Below are 16,047 nucleotides of genomic sequence, written 5' to 3'. Positions count from 1 at the left end.
AGCAAATGCGTCGGAAAGTTTGACAGACAATCGCTGGCTGTGGGTAAGCCACAGCGAGAGGAAAGTCCGGGCTCCATATGGCAGGGTGCTGGATAACGTCCAGTCAACGCGAGTTGAAGGATAGGGCCACAGAAATGGACCGCCGATGGCTTGTCTTCGGACAAGATCAGGCAAGGGTGGAACCGTGGTGTAAGAGACCACGAGGTTCTATGGTGACATAGATCCTGGTAAACCCCACTTGGAGCAAGACCTAGAGGAACGCTAGCCGCTTTCGAGGCGGCAGTCTTCGCCTGAGACGCGTTCGGGTTGGTCGCTTGAGCTGTGCAGCAATGTATGGCCTAGATAGATGATTGTCGCTTCAATGGTGGCAGGGGACAGACGCCCGCTATGACCACCGGAAGTACAGAACCCGGCTTACGGCAAACTTTCCATACTGTCGGTTACCCGCAAGGCTTAGGCCTTGCGGGTATTTATTTTTATATAGGGTCACGCAAAAAGCTGCCCCAAGGTCCGTAAACCTCCCAGGGCAGCCTGATAAATCAGAAATTAGTTTTCGATTCGCTGGTTTTCGCTAAGCCATTGTCATTGAGTCTCCATGCATATTTCTGGGAGATGAACCGCTGGGTAAACCAGTTTTTGGACCAATTAAAGCTAGTGCTTGTTCGTTTTTCGGCCAATTGGATGGCTTTGGAGACATCGATCAGCCCGTAGCCAAAATATTTGTCAAAACCAGTTGTACCCAAGTCTTGAGCTGAGTCTCTCATGATTTGGTACACGTCGGTATTTTTCAAATTGGGATTCGTGGATCGGATCAACGCTGCCAATGCCGTCACGTGAGGGCTTGCCATCGAAGTCCCGGATAAGGCCGCATATTGATTGTCAGGATACGTACTCGCAATGCTTACACCAGGCGCAGTCACATCAATGTAATCACCATAGTTGGAAAAAGGAGCTTTTTTATTTTCTGAATCACTGGCAGCTACGGCGAATACTTCCGGATAAGCAGCAGGATAGCCTGGTCTTTCTGTATTATCGTTGCCGCTCGCCGCGATGAGCGCTACGTCTTTGTCATAGGCGTATTTAATGGCATCGTGCAGAAATCCGGAGTCGGCGTAATTCCCGAGGCTTAAATTCATCACCTTGGCGCCATGATCGGCTGCCCAGATAATCCCTTGAGCAACGGAGTAGGTGCTGCCTGCACCTGTCTGATCCAACACTTTGACCGGCATTACTTTGTTGTACCAGGTCATCCCCGCAACACCCAGGTTGTTGTTGACGATCGCAGCAATGACGCCTGTAACATGTGTGCCATGTCCCACATCATCTTGCGGTTGATCGTTGCCGGTAATCACATTGTAGCCTGGCAGCAGTTGCCCCTTTAAGTCAGGATGCTGCAGATCAGCTCCCGTGTCTACAACAGCGACAATAACATCTTTGGCGCCGCGATTGAATTGCCACCCTTCGACGGTTTCAATCAGAGGGAGATTCCATTGATATTTGCTGAATAAATTGTCATTCGGCTTGAAGTTTGGCGCTATGCTAGACGTTTGTGAATTCTGTGAATCTGTATAATTGGACTTAGTCGTATCGGTCGTATCTTCTTCCTGATCATCATAATAATCATTCGTTAGATAAAGAAAATGAGGCTCAACATAGGCAACATCCCATTTGCCGAAATAAGCCATAAGGGCTTTGGCTTCCATGCCTTCCGTGCGGAAGACAAAGGTATAACCGATTTTTTGAACAGATGTCGCTTTAATCTCACTTTTGATCTGTGCCAGTTGAGCTTCGGTAGGGTCTTGCTTGAATTTGACGACAACTTCATTTTGGTGATAATGGCTGGTACCTTGATTATCTTCCGGATGATCAACCACTTTATCTTTCAGCGTGTCGGTATCGACCGATTCCACTTTCCATCTATTTTCATTGGGATAAGGTTCAAGGCGCAAATTTTTCATCTGATGATCCGTAACTTGATGCAAAATATCTTGATGGATGACGCCAATCAGCGAGTTCTCACCATTCGATGCGGGAAGTCCTTGGACAAAATAAACTTGCTGCCCAGCGCCGAATTTCGGGGATTGGTAGTGTCTTCCCGATTCTGCCGCAGCTTTGGCTTCCGCCAAATAAGCAGCAGCTTGATCTTTATAAGAAACAGGTATTTCTCCGGCTTTTACCCCTTGCTCAATGGTTTGACTGCGTTTCGTCCAAATAAGCACATCCATTTTTTCGTGCGCAGACTTCATGCTGGTTAAGACCTTGTCTGGTTGTTCTCCGGCTTCGATCTGGGAAATCATTTTCACATAGTCGGTTGAGCATTGGGTTCTGCACAAATCGTCTGTCAGCTTCACATCCTGTTCGAGGAGAGCTAACTTCGAATTCGTCTCATACTTTGCACTATACACTTCCGGGCCTGGTTTGGTTTCGTTATTAGAGTGATGAGGAAAGAGGATGATTCCTAAACCAAGAGCTAGAGTAATAGTAGATAAATATCGCCGCATGAACAAACCTCCTTCTAGGCTGGCTTCGCATTCAATGAAAGAAATGAACGAAACAAATAACCTTTCCTTAGAGTTAGGAGCAGCGGATTGTTTTATGCATGGAAACTGGCGGATTACATATACCTTTTCAGGTCAATTTATGGTAGGATAGGAATAGCGCAATTAGAGGAGGTCTTCATAAATGGCTGTTTTTAATGTGAAAAATATTTGTGATTCAACGCGTACGAAGTTAAAAGAAACGACTGCCAAAATGGAGCTGTTTCTGAATCAACATTCGCTCTCACTGTTAAATGTGGAGAATGATCCCGCTATGGATGAATTTTACCGAGGTTATCTTCAAGATACTCGTCATCTTTTAGTATTTTGTGAAGTGGCGTATGAGAAATTGGGCGTTAGCTTGAGACGTCCTACTTTTAATGTGGATTTTTCGGAAAAAGTGTTGTATGAGGTATATCATACTTGCGTGAATACATTTTTCTATCCCAAAAATGAATGCTATTCCGAAGATGGCCGTTATGCTTATACGGGACAAGATGCCATCCGCTTCCGCAAAAAACCTTCACGTGAAGTGCGTGATTTGACGATTGAATTGTCCAAAGTATTCGAAGAGCTTCGTGAGGATCTTTCCTATTACGAAACAGATTACATCACGCAGCGTCGTATGCAAGGCGAAAAAGTATAAAAACAATCTACGTACAAAAGATAAAAGGGATGCCGAATATTCGCGCATCTTTTTTCTTTTAGAGGAGGCTTGGACGCATGGAACGCGACGAGTTAATCACAAGCAGTATCTCCATTATCAAATTGAATCAGCACCCCCGTGGCGGATATATTGCTTCTCCGCTTTTTGCGCCTTACGCTTATAGTTGGCTCAGAGATGGGACGTTCATCGCCAATGCGATGGACCGTGTGGATGAAAATGAGAGCGCAGGTTTGTTCTATAAATGGGTCGGCCGTGTTCTCCAGGATAAGCGCTCGCAGGTTGATGCTTTAGTTCAGAAGCATGAGCGCCATGAGTGGATTGATCGGTCCGAATTTTTGGGTACGCGCTATCATTTGGATGGCCGCGACGATGTTTCTGAATGGGGACACTTTCAGCTCGACGGTTACGGAGCTTGGCTGTGGGGTCTTACGGAGCATGTGAAAAAAACGGGGCACCGTCATATGTTGGATGAACTGCGTGAAAGCATTGAGATTACCGTTGATTATTTGATGACGTTCTGGCATTATCCGAATTTCGATTGCTGGGAAGAGAATCCGGATTATGTTCATCCTGCGACCTTAGCTTGTGTATACGGAGGATTGAAGGCGCTAGGGGAGCTTGAAGGGCGTTCAGAGCTGCTTGAAAAAGCGGCAATGATCAAAGGGTTCATCCTTGAGCATTGCGTTCATGAGGGCCGTTTCGTGAAGTCGATTCACTGCATTGATGAAATATGGCAGCCAGCCTTGTCTGGCGTCGATGCGAGCCTGCTTTGGCTTGCTGTTCCATTCGGTGTTTGTGAAGTCACAGATCCGGTTATGCGCAGCACAGTGCAAGCCATTGAGGCGGATTTGAAGCATGGTGGCATTCAGCGTTATGCCGAGGATCGCTATTTCGGCGGCGGCGAGTGGCTGCTGTTAACAGCTTGGTATGGTTGGTATCAGAAGGAACTTGGCCATCTGGAGGAAGCGCGGCGCTCTTTGGCGTGGATAGGCAGTAAAGCAGATTCACTAGGGCGCTTGCCTGAGCAAGTCGCAGACGCCTTGAGATCCCCGGATGCTTACGCGGAGTGGCTGCAGAAATGCGGCGAACCCCCGCTGCCCCTGCTGTGGTCCCATGCGATGTTCTTGGTGCTATCTGACAGCTTGCAGTGAGCATAGACCACCTCTTTGACGGGCAAATTGTTAATGGAGGTGTTGACGATGCCAGATGTAAAATGTTCAGTTGCCAATTGCGAATATTGGAAGCAAGGCAACAACTGTCATGCAGGAACCATCATGATTGAAGTTGATCAACATGCAACCGCCAATTATAACGAAGAGTTTGCTGGGGAATCATTTGATACGGATCATCAAGATGCTGCAAGCAATGTTGCCAATACGTGCTGTCACACATTCAAAGCCAAGAAGAAATTGTAAGTTCAGCGTGGAGGCCCCATGACTAACAACGACGATTTCATGGACAAAGCGACGAAGGAGCGGTTCCAACGCGACCAGTTCCGCACAGAAGGCGGGCTGAACCATAAGGAAGAATACGCAGCCGAGATCACAGCTCCTACCCGGAGATTCTACGATGCAGAGCCGTACAGAAACAAGTCATCTGATCATGCAGATGCCTACTCGGATGTTCCTGATGAAGAGATTGAAGAGTTGGTTGAGGCTGTTACACGCAATAAGGCTGTTGGGTATATAGCTTTGTTCGTGGCGTTGGCCTCCCTGTTTGTCTGGCCTGTTCTGCTTGGGGTTTCCGGTATTGTGCTTGGCATTATCGCGCTTCTTATGGGGAACAAGGGGCTTGGCGCTTGGTCCATTGCGCTTGGATTTATTGCGGTTGCCGCCTATTTTTTATTAGTCCCTTATTATGGTTAAGTGTAGAGAAGCAAGCCGAGAGATCGGCTTGTTTTTCTTTTTTTTGAAAAAAAACAGGTGAATTCACGTTTAAGTCCGATAATTAAGGGGTAGATACTCGTTAGGGCCTCATTTTAGTGCATATACTCCCATTTGCTCGTACTATTTGGCTTCAGGAGTCATATTCGCACCTTTGAATGCTTACAGTATTATTATATAATGAAAAGTGATATTTTAATTCAAATCGAAATTAAGGGAGGTGTACCTATTCTCCTTGGTGCGGCTTCGCGCTTGATAGGGGATAGGTAAGGTATTGGAAGATCCTTTGCCCGAAACGTTAATCAGTTTTCTGTTAATGTTTGGACTGGTGTTGTTGAATGGTTTTTTTGTTGCTGCTGAATTTGCTATGGTGAAAGTAAGAGGAAGTCGGATTGATTCGCTTGTTGGTGAAGGTCGCCGCAATGCTAAGTTTGCACAAGGTATCATGAATAATCTCGATGCTTATCTAGGTGCATGTCAGCTAGGGATTACACTGACTTCATTGGGACTTGGTTATGTCGGGGAGCCGACGTTCGCCAAAATTCTGGAACCGCTGTTTGCTCCGCTGCATCTGCCGGATTCGGTGTTCCACACGATTACTTTTATTATCGCTTTTTCCCTTATGACCACACTGCATATTACATTAGGTGAACAGTTCCCTAAGACATATGCCATTCGTAAGGCAGAGCAAATTACGCTGCTTTCAGCAGGGCCTATGGTATTGTTTTATAAAGTGATGTACCCGTTTATTTGGATTCTGAACGGTATTTCCAATTGGATGTTAAGACGTGCAGGGATCGAGCCTACGACTGAACATGAGTCGGCACACACCGAAGATGAAATTCGGGTTCTCATGAAAGAAAGTCACAAAAACGGACTAATAGATAATACAGAGCTCACGCTTGTTGACAATATATTCGGATTTGCAGAGACTACAGCCCGGGAAATTATGATTCCGCGAACCGAGATGGAATGCTTGTATGCGGGGCTTTCCTATGCGGAGAATTTAGCCATAGCGATCAAAGAAATGCGCACTCGCTATCCGGTCTGTGACCCTGACAAGGATAACATTATTGGATTTGTTCATATCAAGGATTTACTTAAACCGGATGCGAACCTCAAAGGGATTAAGAAAATTATACGCCCGATCACGACGGTTCCGGATTCTATTCATATCAGTGATTTGCTGAAAATGATGCAGAAACGCAAAAGCCAGATGGCTTTGCTGATCGATGAGTATGGTGGAACATCAGGACTTGTTACCCTTGAAGACATTATGGAAGAAATTGTCGGTGAAATTCAGGATGAGTTTGACGAAGAACGTCCAACCATTGAGATGAAGGATGAAAATACGTTCTCCATCGATGGCTTGCTGCTGATTGATGAAGTGAATGAGTATTTCGGTCTTGAGATTGAATCCGATGATTACGATACAATCGGCGGCTGGATTTATTCGCAAACGGAGATTCCGCCAAGCAAGAACCAACAAGTCAGTTACAATGACGAGTTTATGTTTATCGTGGAAGAAACCGATCATTTGCGTATTTCTCGTGTCATTGTCAGAAAGTTTACCGAAGAGAATGAAATGTTACAGCAAAATATTTCTTGAAATGGAAGAGAGACAGTCTAATGACTGTCTTTTTTTTGAAAGCATAAGTTTTGGGGTGGATTTAATTCGGGATTGTGGGACCCGAAAAAAGGGATTAAAGGGATTAAGCTGCTCGCATGTGAAGGGTGCCACGATCTTAAGGTGGTACCCTACAGGTGCCAGGGACGTTTCTGCACGACGTGTTCATGCGGAGGAACGGAAGAGTGGAGCCGGGTCTTGCCTGGGGACGTATGTCAAGTCAACTATCGACAGGTCATCTTGACCATCGACGAAGGTCTAAGAGGCATGTTTTTGGGTTGGGGTGAGTGAAGCTTGCCCAGAATTTAAATGTTGGAGATTGACCCCAGTCTCCAGGCTTGGGTTGTAGACGGCCCATCACGATGGAGTGGTTCGATGCGATCAGATGATGATGATGAGAAGAGAAGAGAAGAGAAGAGAAGAGAAGAGAAGAGAAGAGAAGAGAAGAGAAGAGAAGAGCTGTAATGAGATGCGATGAGATGAGAACAAGGTAGCTGTGAACGTACTTATGTGTTCAAATTACTGCTGGTTTGGAGGTATAAACAAGCTTTGGCAGAATGAGATCCTCTAGCTTAGCTATCGCGCGGAGATAAGGGAACAGTCAAGCCTCGATTGTGGCAAAAATGTGCCATGATCGCGAGTTTGAGGGAACTACAGTACGCTATAATTCTGAAAACCGCTATATTCCGCTGCAAAGGGAACTACAATCCGCTATTGCACCATTTCCCGGTTGGAATCAGCAGGTTTCGCTTAAATAGCGGATCTCAGTTCCCTTTCATACTACGTTTACCCCAGTTCCCGCCATATAGAGGATCATAGTTCCTTCTCACACGACGCTCTCTGTCATTGCAAAGCCCAAAGGGAACTAGGATCCGCTAGTTTGTTGGAAAGCGTTATGCAGACGCTCATCTCTTAGGGCGGCAAAGCGGCTTTTTTTTATTCATAGCGCTCGTAAGTCAGACTAGTCGCCGGGGCTCAAAACGTGTACAATGAACATAACGATGAAATGATAGAAAAGAGGTCTGACGGATGAACAGCACGAACAGCATAGACCCTAGAGTAATGAAAGAATTGCTCCAGCTTCAGATGCTAAGTAAAATGAGTTTGCTATCCGGTGATGACACCAAGTCTTCAAGTACAGACGAAGCTAACGATTTTAGTGAGCTGCTGCAGACTGTGATGGGGCAAGCTTCCGGTTCGGCTGCGGGAACTGCGCTTACCAGTCAAGATGCCATGAGCTCTTTATTAGGCGGTGCGTCGATGACTAGCGTTCCCAGTTCTTTGGCCGCTTTAGGCAAGGCGTATACACCCTTACAAACACCAGGAAAGTCGTTCTCTACGACTTCACAATACGAAAATATCATTCAACAGGCAAGTGCCAAATACGGTCTCGATTCATCCTTGGTCAAGGCGGTCATCCAGCAAGAATCCAGTTTTAATCATCAGGCGGTATCGTCGGCAGGAGCCAAAGGGCTTATGCAGCTTATGGATGGGACAGGCAGCGGCTTCGGAGTAACGAACCCGTTCGATCCTCAGCAAAATGTGGATGCAGGCACGCACTTTTTAAGTAATTTAGTGAAGAAATACAATGGCAATGAAGGCGTTGCGCTTGCTGCTTACAATGCAGGGCCTGGACGAATTGATCGCTTAGGGATCCGGACGGACCAGGATTTGGCAGATAAGCTCCATTTGCTTCCGCAAGAAACGCAGGCCTATGTATCCAAGGTTTTTACCCATAAACGTAATTTTTCGCTATAATGCACGAAAGATGGAAGCTGATTTCCGCGAGTATCATGCGGGAGTCAGCTTTTTGTGTCTAGGCGCAAGCTTGAGTTATCAACGATTATACGTTTTAATAGGAAAAAAGGGGAATCAGTGAGTGATGCTTTATTTGGACTATGCGGCAACCTCGCCGCTTTATGAAGAAGTGATAGACACCATAACCGAAGTAATGAAGCAGCACTATGGCAATCCGTCTTCGATTCATGGATTGGGCGTCCAAGCGGAGAAATTGCTTAACAGCGCCAAGGAAGTCATGGCGGGCATCCTGGGCGTGCTAGCGGCTCAGATCATCTGTACATCCGGCGGCACGGAAAGCAATAATCTAGCGATCAAAGGCGCGGCCTACAGCTATCACAATCGCGGCAAGCATTTGATAACGACACAAATCGAACATCCTTCGGTCAAAGAAGTGTTCATACAGCTGGAACAAGAGGGATTTCGAGTCACTTATTTATCTGTTAATCATGCGGGAAGTATTGATATAGCAGCCCTGAAAGCGGCTATTTGCGAAGATACCATTCTGGTTAGTATCATGTATGTCAATAATGAAGTAGGTACGATTCAGCCGATCCAAGACATTGGCGAACTGCTTGCGGATTATCCCAAAATCCTATTCCATGTGGATGCCGTGCAAGGAATCGCCAAGCTTCCCTTGCGACTTAAGGAGTGGGGCATTGATCTATGCAGCGCATCGGCGCATAAGTTCCGAGGCCCTAAGGGTGCCGGCCTTCTCTATCGCAGAGAGGGCGTTCAGCTCAAGCCGCTGCTTGTGGGAGGCGGCCAGGAATCCGGGCTTCGTTCAGGCACGGAAAACGTACCGCTAATTGTAGGAATGGCCAAGGCGCTCCGGATTTCTACGGAGCAGCTTGCAGCCAAAACTGCGCATAAATATCATATTCGGCGCTTATTTGTTGAAGGAATCCGCGAGATTCCGCAGCTGCGCTTAACCGGATCTGAGATTGAAGAAGAGATGGCTCCGCATATTGTTCACTTTTCTTATGCAGGCATGAAGGCAGAAGTGGTTGTGCATGCCTTGGAGCAGCGAGAAATCTACCTTTCTACGAAGTCGGCCTGCGCATCAGACGAGTCTGATCCCAGCTATGTCATGCTGGCCATGGGATGCAGTCCGGAGCAGGCCGTTAGCGGGCTGAGAATCAGCTTCTCGGATGAACATAACGAACAAGATGTGGAGCAGTTCCTTGCGGCACTGCGAGGAGTAGTAAGGGAGCTTGCACCGATGGTACAGAAACCAGCGGAAAGAAGGGGGAAACGAAGATGAAACCGGATTGTTTAATTTTGCGTTTTGGCGAGTTGACACTAAAAGGGAAAAATCGCAAACGATTTGAGCGCAGCGTAATGACACAAATTCGTAAAGTTTTGGGGTCATTTCCTGATTTGAGGTATATTCCGGAATATGGACGCGTATATGTGGAGCTAGGGGGAGCGGCGTATGAAGAAGCTTCGTCGGCTCTGCAGCGGGTATTTGGATTAGCGTCATTCAGCCCGGCGTATCATGCACCCATGGAGGTCGAAGCGATTCAAGCAATGGCTCTTGAGGTTATGCAGGCACTGCCCAAGCAGCCCAAAACGTTTAAAGTGACCGTACGCAGGGTGAATAAATCATTTCCGCTGGATTCGCAGCGCATGAATTATTTGGTTGGCGGTTATGTGCTGCAAGCAAGTCCCGGATTGCAGGTGGATGTTCATCAACCGGAAGTGGAGCTAAGGGTAGAGATTCGCGAGGAACAGGTTCTGTTGTATGCGGAGGTTATTGAAGGTGCAGGCGGATTCCCCGCAGGAACGAGTGGAAATGCCTTATTGATGCTTTCCGGAGGGATTGATAGCCCCGTTGCCGGTTGGCTGGCGATGCGCAAAGGGCTTTCGATTGAAGCGATCCACTTCCATAGCTTTCCTTACACAAGCGAGCGCGCGAAGGAGAAGGTCATTGATTTGGCCCACCAATTGTCTTCCTACACAGACTCTGTCAAGCTGCACCTTGTGCCATTCACAGAAGTGCAAACATCGATCCATCAAGCGTATCAGGACAATTTATTAGTAACGCTTATAAGAAGAGCGATGTATCGCATTGCTGAACAGATTGCCGATCAACGTGGATTAAGCGGCTTAGTCACTGGTGAGAGCTTGGGCCAAGTAGCGAGTCAAACACTGCCCAGCCTAAACGTCATTGGGCGTGTCGTCACGCTGCCTCTTTTGCAACCGCTGATGATGATGGACAAGCAAGAGATTATTCGCATTGCGGAGAAGATTGGCACATTCCCAATCTCTATTCTACCTTATGAAGATTGCTGCTCCCTGTTTCTTCCGCCATCTCCGAGCACCAATCCTAATCTCAGAATGGTCGAGAAAATCGAGCACAGCATGGACTTCTTGCCAGCGCTCATCGAGAGAGCAGTCACACAAACGGAAACTATTGAAATCGTTCATGGACAAAGGAAGAAGGTGTCAGACGCGCATTTATTTTAATGCGATACGACCCTTCGGTAGGTGACTTCGTCGCCTGTTCGCCATGTATTCCGGGAGGTTGTAAGGCATGATTGATGCGCTCATACTGTTTTTGCAAATTATGTTGATCAATATCGTCCTAAGCGGCGACAATGCGGTAGTTATAGCGTTAGCTAGCAAAAATCTGCCGGTGGAACAGCGAAAACTCGCTGTTTGGTGGGGGGCTTTCGGGGCCATTGCACTGCGATTGGTACTGACATTAGTCGCCGTAAGCTTGCTGGACATTCCTTACATACAAGCAGGAGGATCGATTCTGCTTTTCTGGATTGCGATCAAGCTGCTTACCGATGATGACAGTCACGCGAATGTGAAAGAAGCCTCGACGCTCGGCAAAGCCATATGGACGATTATTGTTGCTGATTTTGTAATGAGTCTGGATAATGTGCTTGCAATTGCTGCCAAGGGGAATGGGAACAACACCGTTATTATTTTGGGAATAGGGCTTAGTATTCCCATCATTATTTGGGGCAGCACGCTTGTCATGAACCTGCTGCAGAAATACCCGATACTGGTGCTCATAGGGGCTGGAATTCTGGGGTATACAGCGGGAGAAATGTTTGTTAAGGACGAAAAAATGATCGATTGGGTGCTGATGGATTTTGAGTTTCTGCATGTATGGATACCGATCGCTGCCGCGGCGCTTGTGATTATGATTGGCTTAACCGTCAAAGGGCTGCGAATGCATCAGCTGAAAACCAGAAATGAATAGATGAGGGAACAACCGCCAAGCTGAGTTTCGACAGCGAAGCGGTTTTTTTACGTCAGGAATTGAAACTTTTTTCCATTTTTGTCGTCTACTTATGAGACAGGTTGGATGAGAAGGGAGTCAATAGCGTGAATGTAAGCCCGAATAGAAAAGGATATCTGCAATTTAAATGGTTAATTGGCTGTATGCTCCTTGTGTTATGGCTGCAAGGAAATCTATTTTTCGGAGGCACGGCAAGAGCGGAAGACACTCCTAAGATTGAAATTCAATCGGAGATTGGTTTTGGAGCGGCGAATGTGAAGCAAAGCACCTGGACCCCGGTGAAAATAACCTTGCACAATAAGGGGAACGCTGATTTATCGGGTGATCTGGTTATTCAAGTTGCCCATCCGAATGGGAATAAGGATTTCAGTTACGCCAAGTTGGTGGAACTGCCCAAAGATAGCACGAAAGTCATATCCATGTTAATCCCTGGATTCCCCTACAGCAATGTTAATAATACGATCTCATTTTATGAAAAATCTGTAAAGAGCGGGAAGAAAGTCGCGTTGGATGGCAAAACCAATTTGGAAGCCTTTCCAATACCGAAAGAAACGTTGCAAGTGGGCGTTTTGGCACGTGATGTCGATACGATGAATTTCCTAAGCCTGTTGAATCAATCCGGTAAAAAGCTCAATCTGATTCATTTGAAACAAACGGAAATGCCACTGGAAGCCTTGGGTTTAGACAGTTTTGATGTGCTTGTTTTGAATGATTTTGCGTCCGATACGTTGACGAAGGATCAAGTTCAAGCGATTCAGCAATGGACGCAGCGCGGAGGTGCGCTGATTATTGGCGGAGGTGCTGGTTATTCCAAGACGGCTGCGCCTTTTTCAAGCGCTTCCCCTGTAACGTATCAAGGCACGCAGACGGTGACAGATCTGTCGGAGTTAGCCAAAATGGGCGAGAAGGAGCTGGCATTCGGCTCGCCATTCACGATTTCCAAAGCTGCCTTAGTAAACGGAGCGGAAGCTATCGTTTCGGACCAAACAATCCCCATCTATGCTCGTTCTTCCTATGGAAATGGTCATGTCGACTATGTTGCTTATGATTTATCGCTAAATCCATTGGCTTCGTGGAATGGGAATACGCGTTTATGGGAGCAGTTGCTAGCGGGGCCAATAGAGCGGGCGAATGCCTATAATTTGAATCAAGCGCGTTATGGCGGGGACTCTTTTTGGGAAATGAATGAAGCTTTAGATTATTATCCTTCGCTCCAGCCGCCTAAGTTGGCTCAACTTGCGCTTGTTTTGCTTGTTTATGCAGTTATCGTCGGACCGATCCTCTACTTCATTTTGCGTCGATTAGATCGTAGAGAGTGGGCATGGTACATCATCCCATTGGTGGCGATCGTCACCAGCTTTGGCATCTTTCAATTCGGAGCAACCAATCGGGCAAGCTCCATGGCACAGTCCTTTTCGACGCTTACACTCAATGGTTCAGGGTCAGGGATTAAGCAGTCGATGATATCTGTGTTTTTGCCAAAAGGAGGAGATTTGGAGCTCAAGTTGCCTGATAAAGGAGCCGCCTCTCCCTTCTTGCAAAGCGAAGTTTATCCGAATCTGCAGCTCAGCGGTCGCAGTGAGTTCGTATTTCGACAAGATCAGGATTCGTCATCTCTGGTCGGGCTGCAGGATATTGCTTATTCCTCAATAGCCAAGATTGCCAAGAACGATGAACAACCTGTGGCGTTTGGCAAATTGGACTATACGATTACGGATTTATCGGTGAATGGTGTAAAAGGTGAAGTGACGAATCATACAACGAAGGATTTAACCAACGTCGCTATTTTAGTGAATCAAAGTTATTTGAATGTGGGTGACTTGAAGGCAGGCGCTGCAGTTAGCTTCAATACGGCTGGAAGCGTTACGGTGTCCAATGGAAAGAATTATGGTCAACTGGCCTTTCCTTATCCGATAACCAGTAAGATGCTGGATAATGGTCGTCATCAACGCGCTTTGTTAAATACATTTATGCAACGAAATTTCAAGGTTGCAGGCGGTTTCACACCCATGATTATTGGTTGGTTTAGGGATCAGACTTCCCTTCCCATCACGTCTAGCGGGTCTGTGCCAACAGAGCAGCTCACCCTGGTTTCTCAGGAGATGAAGCTTAATTACGTGACTTCTGATGGCAGAATTGTCATCCCGAGTAAAGCAATCGTTCCTACTTTAGCGGATAATCATTTGAAAATGAGTGCTTTACAGTTCCGTGATGGTCCATTCATGCAGATGGGCGGCGGCGATGTTACCCTTGTGTATACTTTACCTCCATTAAGCGGTGCGAATTATCAGAAAATGGAGATGACTGGCGACCCGAATCCCGAAGTAACGTTGGAATTGTGGAATGCCCAAACAAATGCGTGGGAACCGCTTGCCATGAAAGCTTCTCAATCCTGGGAAGGGGACAAGCTGCAGCCTTATATTACGGAGGGGAAATCCATTCGCATGAAAGCGACAACCATTCTAAATAATACGATGTTCCGCATGCCGTCTGTTTCTCTGGAAGGATCGGTGAAACGATGATTACAACCAAAGAACTTACCAAAAGATACGGCAATTTCACGGCGTTGGATTCTTTGACAATGCAGATTGACAAAGGGACTGTCTTTGGTTTTGTAGGTCCTAACGGAGCGGGTAAATCGACGACAATGTCCATTCTTGCAACACTGCTGAATCCGACCTCAGGTACAGCGGAAGTTGGCGGGTATGATGTCACGGATAAGCCCAAAGAAGTACGCAGGCTCATCGGCTATATGCCGGATTTCTTCGGTGTTTATGATAATTTCAAAGCAACGGAATATTTGGATTTCTACGGAGCCAGTTATGGCATCTCAAGAGCAGATCGGTTGAAATTGATTCCGCAATTATTGGACCTTGTGAATTTAACCGAGAAAGCTGATTTTTATGTGGATTCTTTGTCCCGTGGGATGAAACAGCGGCTTTGTCTAGCCCGGTGCCTCGTGCATGAACCAGAGGTTTTAATTTTGGATGAGCCGGCTTCTGGTCTGGACCCTAGAGCGCGTATTGAAATGAGAGAGATTCTGAAAGAACTTAAAGCCATGGGCAAAACGATCATTATTTCTTCGCATATTTTGCCGGAACTGGCTGAAATGGTTGATGAGATCGGTGTCATCGAATATGGGAAGCTGATCGCAAAAGGCAAGGTGTCGGACATTCAAAATCGGATGAAAGCGAATCGTGTGCTGCAAATCAGAGTAGTGAATCGCTCGGAAGAAGCTTTAGCCTACCTGAAGCAGCAGCCGCATGTCACAATGGCACTTCAAGATGAGAAAGGCCTTCATGTTCATTTTGGCGGTACAGATGAGGATCAATCTTTACTCCTGGCGCGTTTGATTGAGACCGGGTTCCCGCTTCTTTCATTCAGCGAAGCCTTAACGAATCTGGAAGATGTCTTTCTGGAAATCACCAAAGGAGGCGGCGCCCATGATGAACAGCAAGTTAAATTGGATTAATCCCGTGCTGGAGAAAGAATTCCGATTGCGTATGCGGACCTTCCGTTCCCCGCTGTCAATTCTGGTGTATTTGCTTGCGATCGGTTTGATCGCACTGGGATTTGCTTACATTAATATGAGCAACTTGCAAGCGGGCGTGCTCAGTACAACTAAAAGCAGTGAGTTGTTTTATTTTCTAAGCGGTACGCAGCTGGTTCTTATTGCCTTCATGACACCTGGCTTAACGGCGGGGGTGATCAGCGGAGAACGAGAAAAGCAAACCTTAAATATGCTTCTAACGACGCAACAGAGCTCGGGAACGATTATACTCAGCAAATTATTTGCTTCCCTCAGTTTCATGCTGTTAACGGTCGTAGCGACGATGCCCCTTTACAGTATTGTGTTTCTCTATGGGGGGGTGTCGCCGAAACAAGTGCTGTCTGTCTTTGTTTTTTATGTGTTCGTTATGCTGCTATTCGGCGCTGTAGGGATATTCTTTTCAACAGTTTTGAAGAAAACGGTCATTTCGATTATTGCGACGTATGGTTTTGTGCTATTTGTTTTTGGATTCACCGCTTTGGCGGGATTATTCTTTGCCAATTTGGGACGCAATGGCATCGATGAAGACGTGCTCGGGTATTTCCTAAGCTTTAATCCAATGGCTGTTCTAGCAAGTTTGATGGTCCCTGATTTTGCGAAGCAATTGTTCAAAGGGCACGAACCGCTGCAAATGTGGCACATTTTCGTGGCTTCATATACAGTGCTGCTGCTTCTTTTTATCTGGTTAAGCGTCAGGTATTTGTGACCGATTATGAAACGAAGAAAATGA

At 46.6% G+C, this 16,047-nt stretch carries 13 protein-coding genes, 1 other RNA gene and 1 pseudogene; 14 read left to right on the top strand and 1 reads right to left on the bottom strand.

Annotation, left to right across the window (positions count from 1 at the left end):
• Positions 1-14: 14 nt before the first annotated feature.
• An RNA gene (rnpB, locus tag IEY34_RS01020) (RNase P RNA component class A) lies at positions 15-432 on the top strand.
• 107 nt (positions 433-539) lie between these two features.
• Here rnpB and IEY34_RS01015 read toward each other — a convergent pair.
• Complete coding sequence (locus IEY34_RS01015; protein ID WP_189006339.1) at positions 540-2,501, bottom strand: S8 family peptidase; 1,962 nt, start codon at positions 2,499-2,501, stop codon at positions 540-542.
• 181 nt (positions 2,502-2,682) lie between these two features.
• Between IEY34_RS01015 and IEY34_RS01010 the strand changes: the two genes are divergently transcribed.
• From IEY34_RS01010 to IEY34_RS00950, 13 genes and pseudogenes are all read left to right on the top strand, one after another.
• On the top strand, positions 2,683-3,183 hold the full coding sequence (locus tag IEY34_RS01010; RefSeq protein WP_173216683.1) for a YpuI family protein: 501 nt from the start codon (positions 2,683-2,685) through the stop codon (positions 3,181-3,183).
• 77 nt (positions 3,184-3,260) lie between these two features.
• Positions 3,261-4,355 (top strand): glycoside hydrolase family 15 protein, encoded by a 1,095-nt coding sequence (locus tag IEY34_RS01005; RefSeq protein WP_189006336.1) that lies wholly within the window; start codon positions 3,261-3,263, stop codon positions 4,353-4,355.
• A gap of 48 nt (positions 4,356-4,403) precedes the next feature.
• Entirely contained in the window at positions 4,404-4,619 is a 216-nt protein-coding gene (locus IEY34_RS01000; RefSeq protein ID WP_189006332.1) for a DUF1540 domain-containing protein, read from the top strand.
• A gap of 18 nt (positions 4,620-4,637) precedes the next feature.
• On the top strand, positions 4,638-5,069 hold the full coding sequence (locus IEY34_RS00995; RefSeq protein WP_189006329.1) for a hypothetical protein: 432 nt from the start codon (positions 4,638-4,640) through the stop codon (positions 5,067-5,069).
• A 334-nt stretch (positions 5,070-5,403) separates the two neighbouring features.
• Entirely contained in the window at positions 5,404-6,696 is a 1,293-nt protein-coding gene (locus IEY34_RS00990; protein ID WP_189007043.1) for a hemolysin family protein, read from the top strand.
• Between the two features lie 96 nt (positions 6,697-6,792).
• Positions 6,793-6,990 (top strand): annotated as a pseudogene (locus IEY34_RS00985) (transposase zinc-binding domain-containing protein); the annotation flags it as partial.
• Between the two features lie 753 nt (positions 6,991-7,743).
• Positions 7,744-8,472, top strand: coding sequence for a lytic transglycosylase domain-containing protein (locus IEY34_RS00980; RefSeq protein ID WP_189006326.1), 729 nt, complete (start codon positions 7,744-7,746; stop codon positions 8,470-8,472).
• A 124-nt stretch (positions 8,473-8,596) separates the two neighbouring features.
• Entirely contained in the window at positions 8,597-9,775 is a 1,179-nt protein-coding gene (locus IEY34_RS00975; RefSeq protein ID WP_189007040.1) for a cysteine desulfurase family protein, read from the top strand.
• On the top strand, positions 9,772-10,980 hold the full coding sequence (gene thiI, locus IEY34_RS00970) for a tRNA uracil 4-sulfurtransferase ThiI (RefSeq protein ID WP_189006323.1): 1,209 nt from the start codon (positions 9,772-9,774) through the stop codon (positions 10,978-10,980). Before IEY34_RS00975 ends, thiI begins: the two co-directional genes overlap by 4 nt.
• 67 nt (positions 10,981-11,047) lie before the next feature.
• Positions 11,048-11,728, top strand: coding sequence for a TerC family protein (locus IEY34_RS00965; RefSeq protein ID WP_189006320.1), 681 nt, complete (start codon positions 11,048-11,050; stop codon positions 11,726-11,728).
• Positions 11,729-11,853: 125 nt separating this feature from the next.
• Positions 11,854-14,289, top strand: coding sequence for a DUF8725 domain-containing protein (locus tag IEY34_RS00960; protein WP_189006317.1), 2,436 nt, complete (start codon positions 11,854-11,856; stop codon positions 14,287-14,289).
• Positions 14,286-15,239, top strand: a complete 954-nt coding sequence (locus tag IEY34_RS00955) for an ABC transporter ATP-binding protein (RefSeq protein ID WP_189006314.1) — start codon at positions 14,286-14,288, stop codon at positions 15,237-15,239. The genes IEY34_RS00960 and IEY34_RS00955 overlap by 4 nt, the downstream gene beginning before the upstream one ends.
• Complete coding sequence (locus IEY34_RS00950; RefSeq protein ID WP_229757400.1) at positions 15,211-16,023, top strand: ABC transporter permease; 813 nt, start codon at positions 15,211-15,213, stop codon at positions 16,021-16,023. Before IEY34_RS00955 ends, IEY34_RS00950 begins: the two co-directional genes overlap by 29 nt.
• Positions 16,024-16,047: the final 24 nt, after the last annotated feature.

Source organism: Paenibacillus marchantiophytorum (genome assembly GCF_014640555.1).
GTDB lineage: Bacteria > Bacillota > Bacilli > Paenibacillales > NBRC-103111 > Paenibacillus_E > Paenibacillus_E marchantiophytorum.
This window is presented reverse-complemented; position numbering and strand designations above follow the sequence as displayed.

Excerpts from the sequence above, each read along its gene's own strand:
- IEY34_RS01015 (WP_189006339.1), bottom strand. The coding sequence starts at position 2,501 with ATGCGGCGATATTTATCTACTATTACTCTAGCTCTTGGTTTAGGAATC.
- IEY34_RS01010 (WP_173216683.1), top strand. The coding sequence starts at position 2,683 with ATGGCTGTTTTTAATGTGAAAAATATTTGTGATTCAACGCGTACGAAG.
- IEY34_RS01005 (WP_189006336.1), top strand. The coding sequence starts at position 3,261 with ATGGAACGCGACGAGTTAATCACAAGCAGTATCTCCATTATCAAATTG.
- IEY34_RS01000 (WP_189006332.1), top strand. The coding sequence starts at position 4,404 with ATGCCAGATGTAAAATGTTCAGTTGCCAATTGCGAATATTGGAAGCAA.
- IEY34_RS00995 (WP_189006329.1), top strand. The coding sequence starts at position 4,638 with ATGACTAACAACGACGATTTCATGGACAAAGCGACGAAGGAGCGGTTC.
- IEY34_RS00990 (WP_189007043.1), top strand. The coding sequence starts at position 5,404 with ATGTTTGGACTGGTGTTGTTGAATGGTTTTTTTGTTGCTGCTGAATTT.
- IEY34_RS00980 (WP_189006326.1), top strand. The coding sequence starts at position 7,744 with ATGAACAGCACGAACAGCATAGACCCTAGAGTAATGAAAGAATTGCTC.
- IEY34_RS00975 (WP_189007040.1), top strand. The coding sequence starts at position 8,597 with ATGCTTTATTTGGACTATGCGGCAACCTCGCCGCTTTATGAAGAAGTG.
- thiI (WP_189006323.1), top strand. The coding sequence starts at position 9,772 with ATGAAACCGGATTGTTTAATTTTGCGTTTTGGCGAGTTGACACTAAAA.
- IEY34_RS00965 (WP_189006320.1), top strand. The coding sequence starts at position 11,048 with ATGATTGATGCGCTCATACTGTTTTTGCAAATTATGTTGATCAATATC.
- IEY34_RS00955 (WP_189006314.1), top strand. The coding sequence starts at position 14,286 with ATGATTACAACCAAAGAACTTACCAAAAGATACGGCAATTTCACGGCG.
- IEY34_RS00950 (WP_229757400.1), top strand. The coding sequence starts at position 15,211 with ATGATGAACAGCAAGTTAAATTGGATTAATCCCGTGCTGGAGAAAGAA.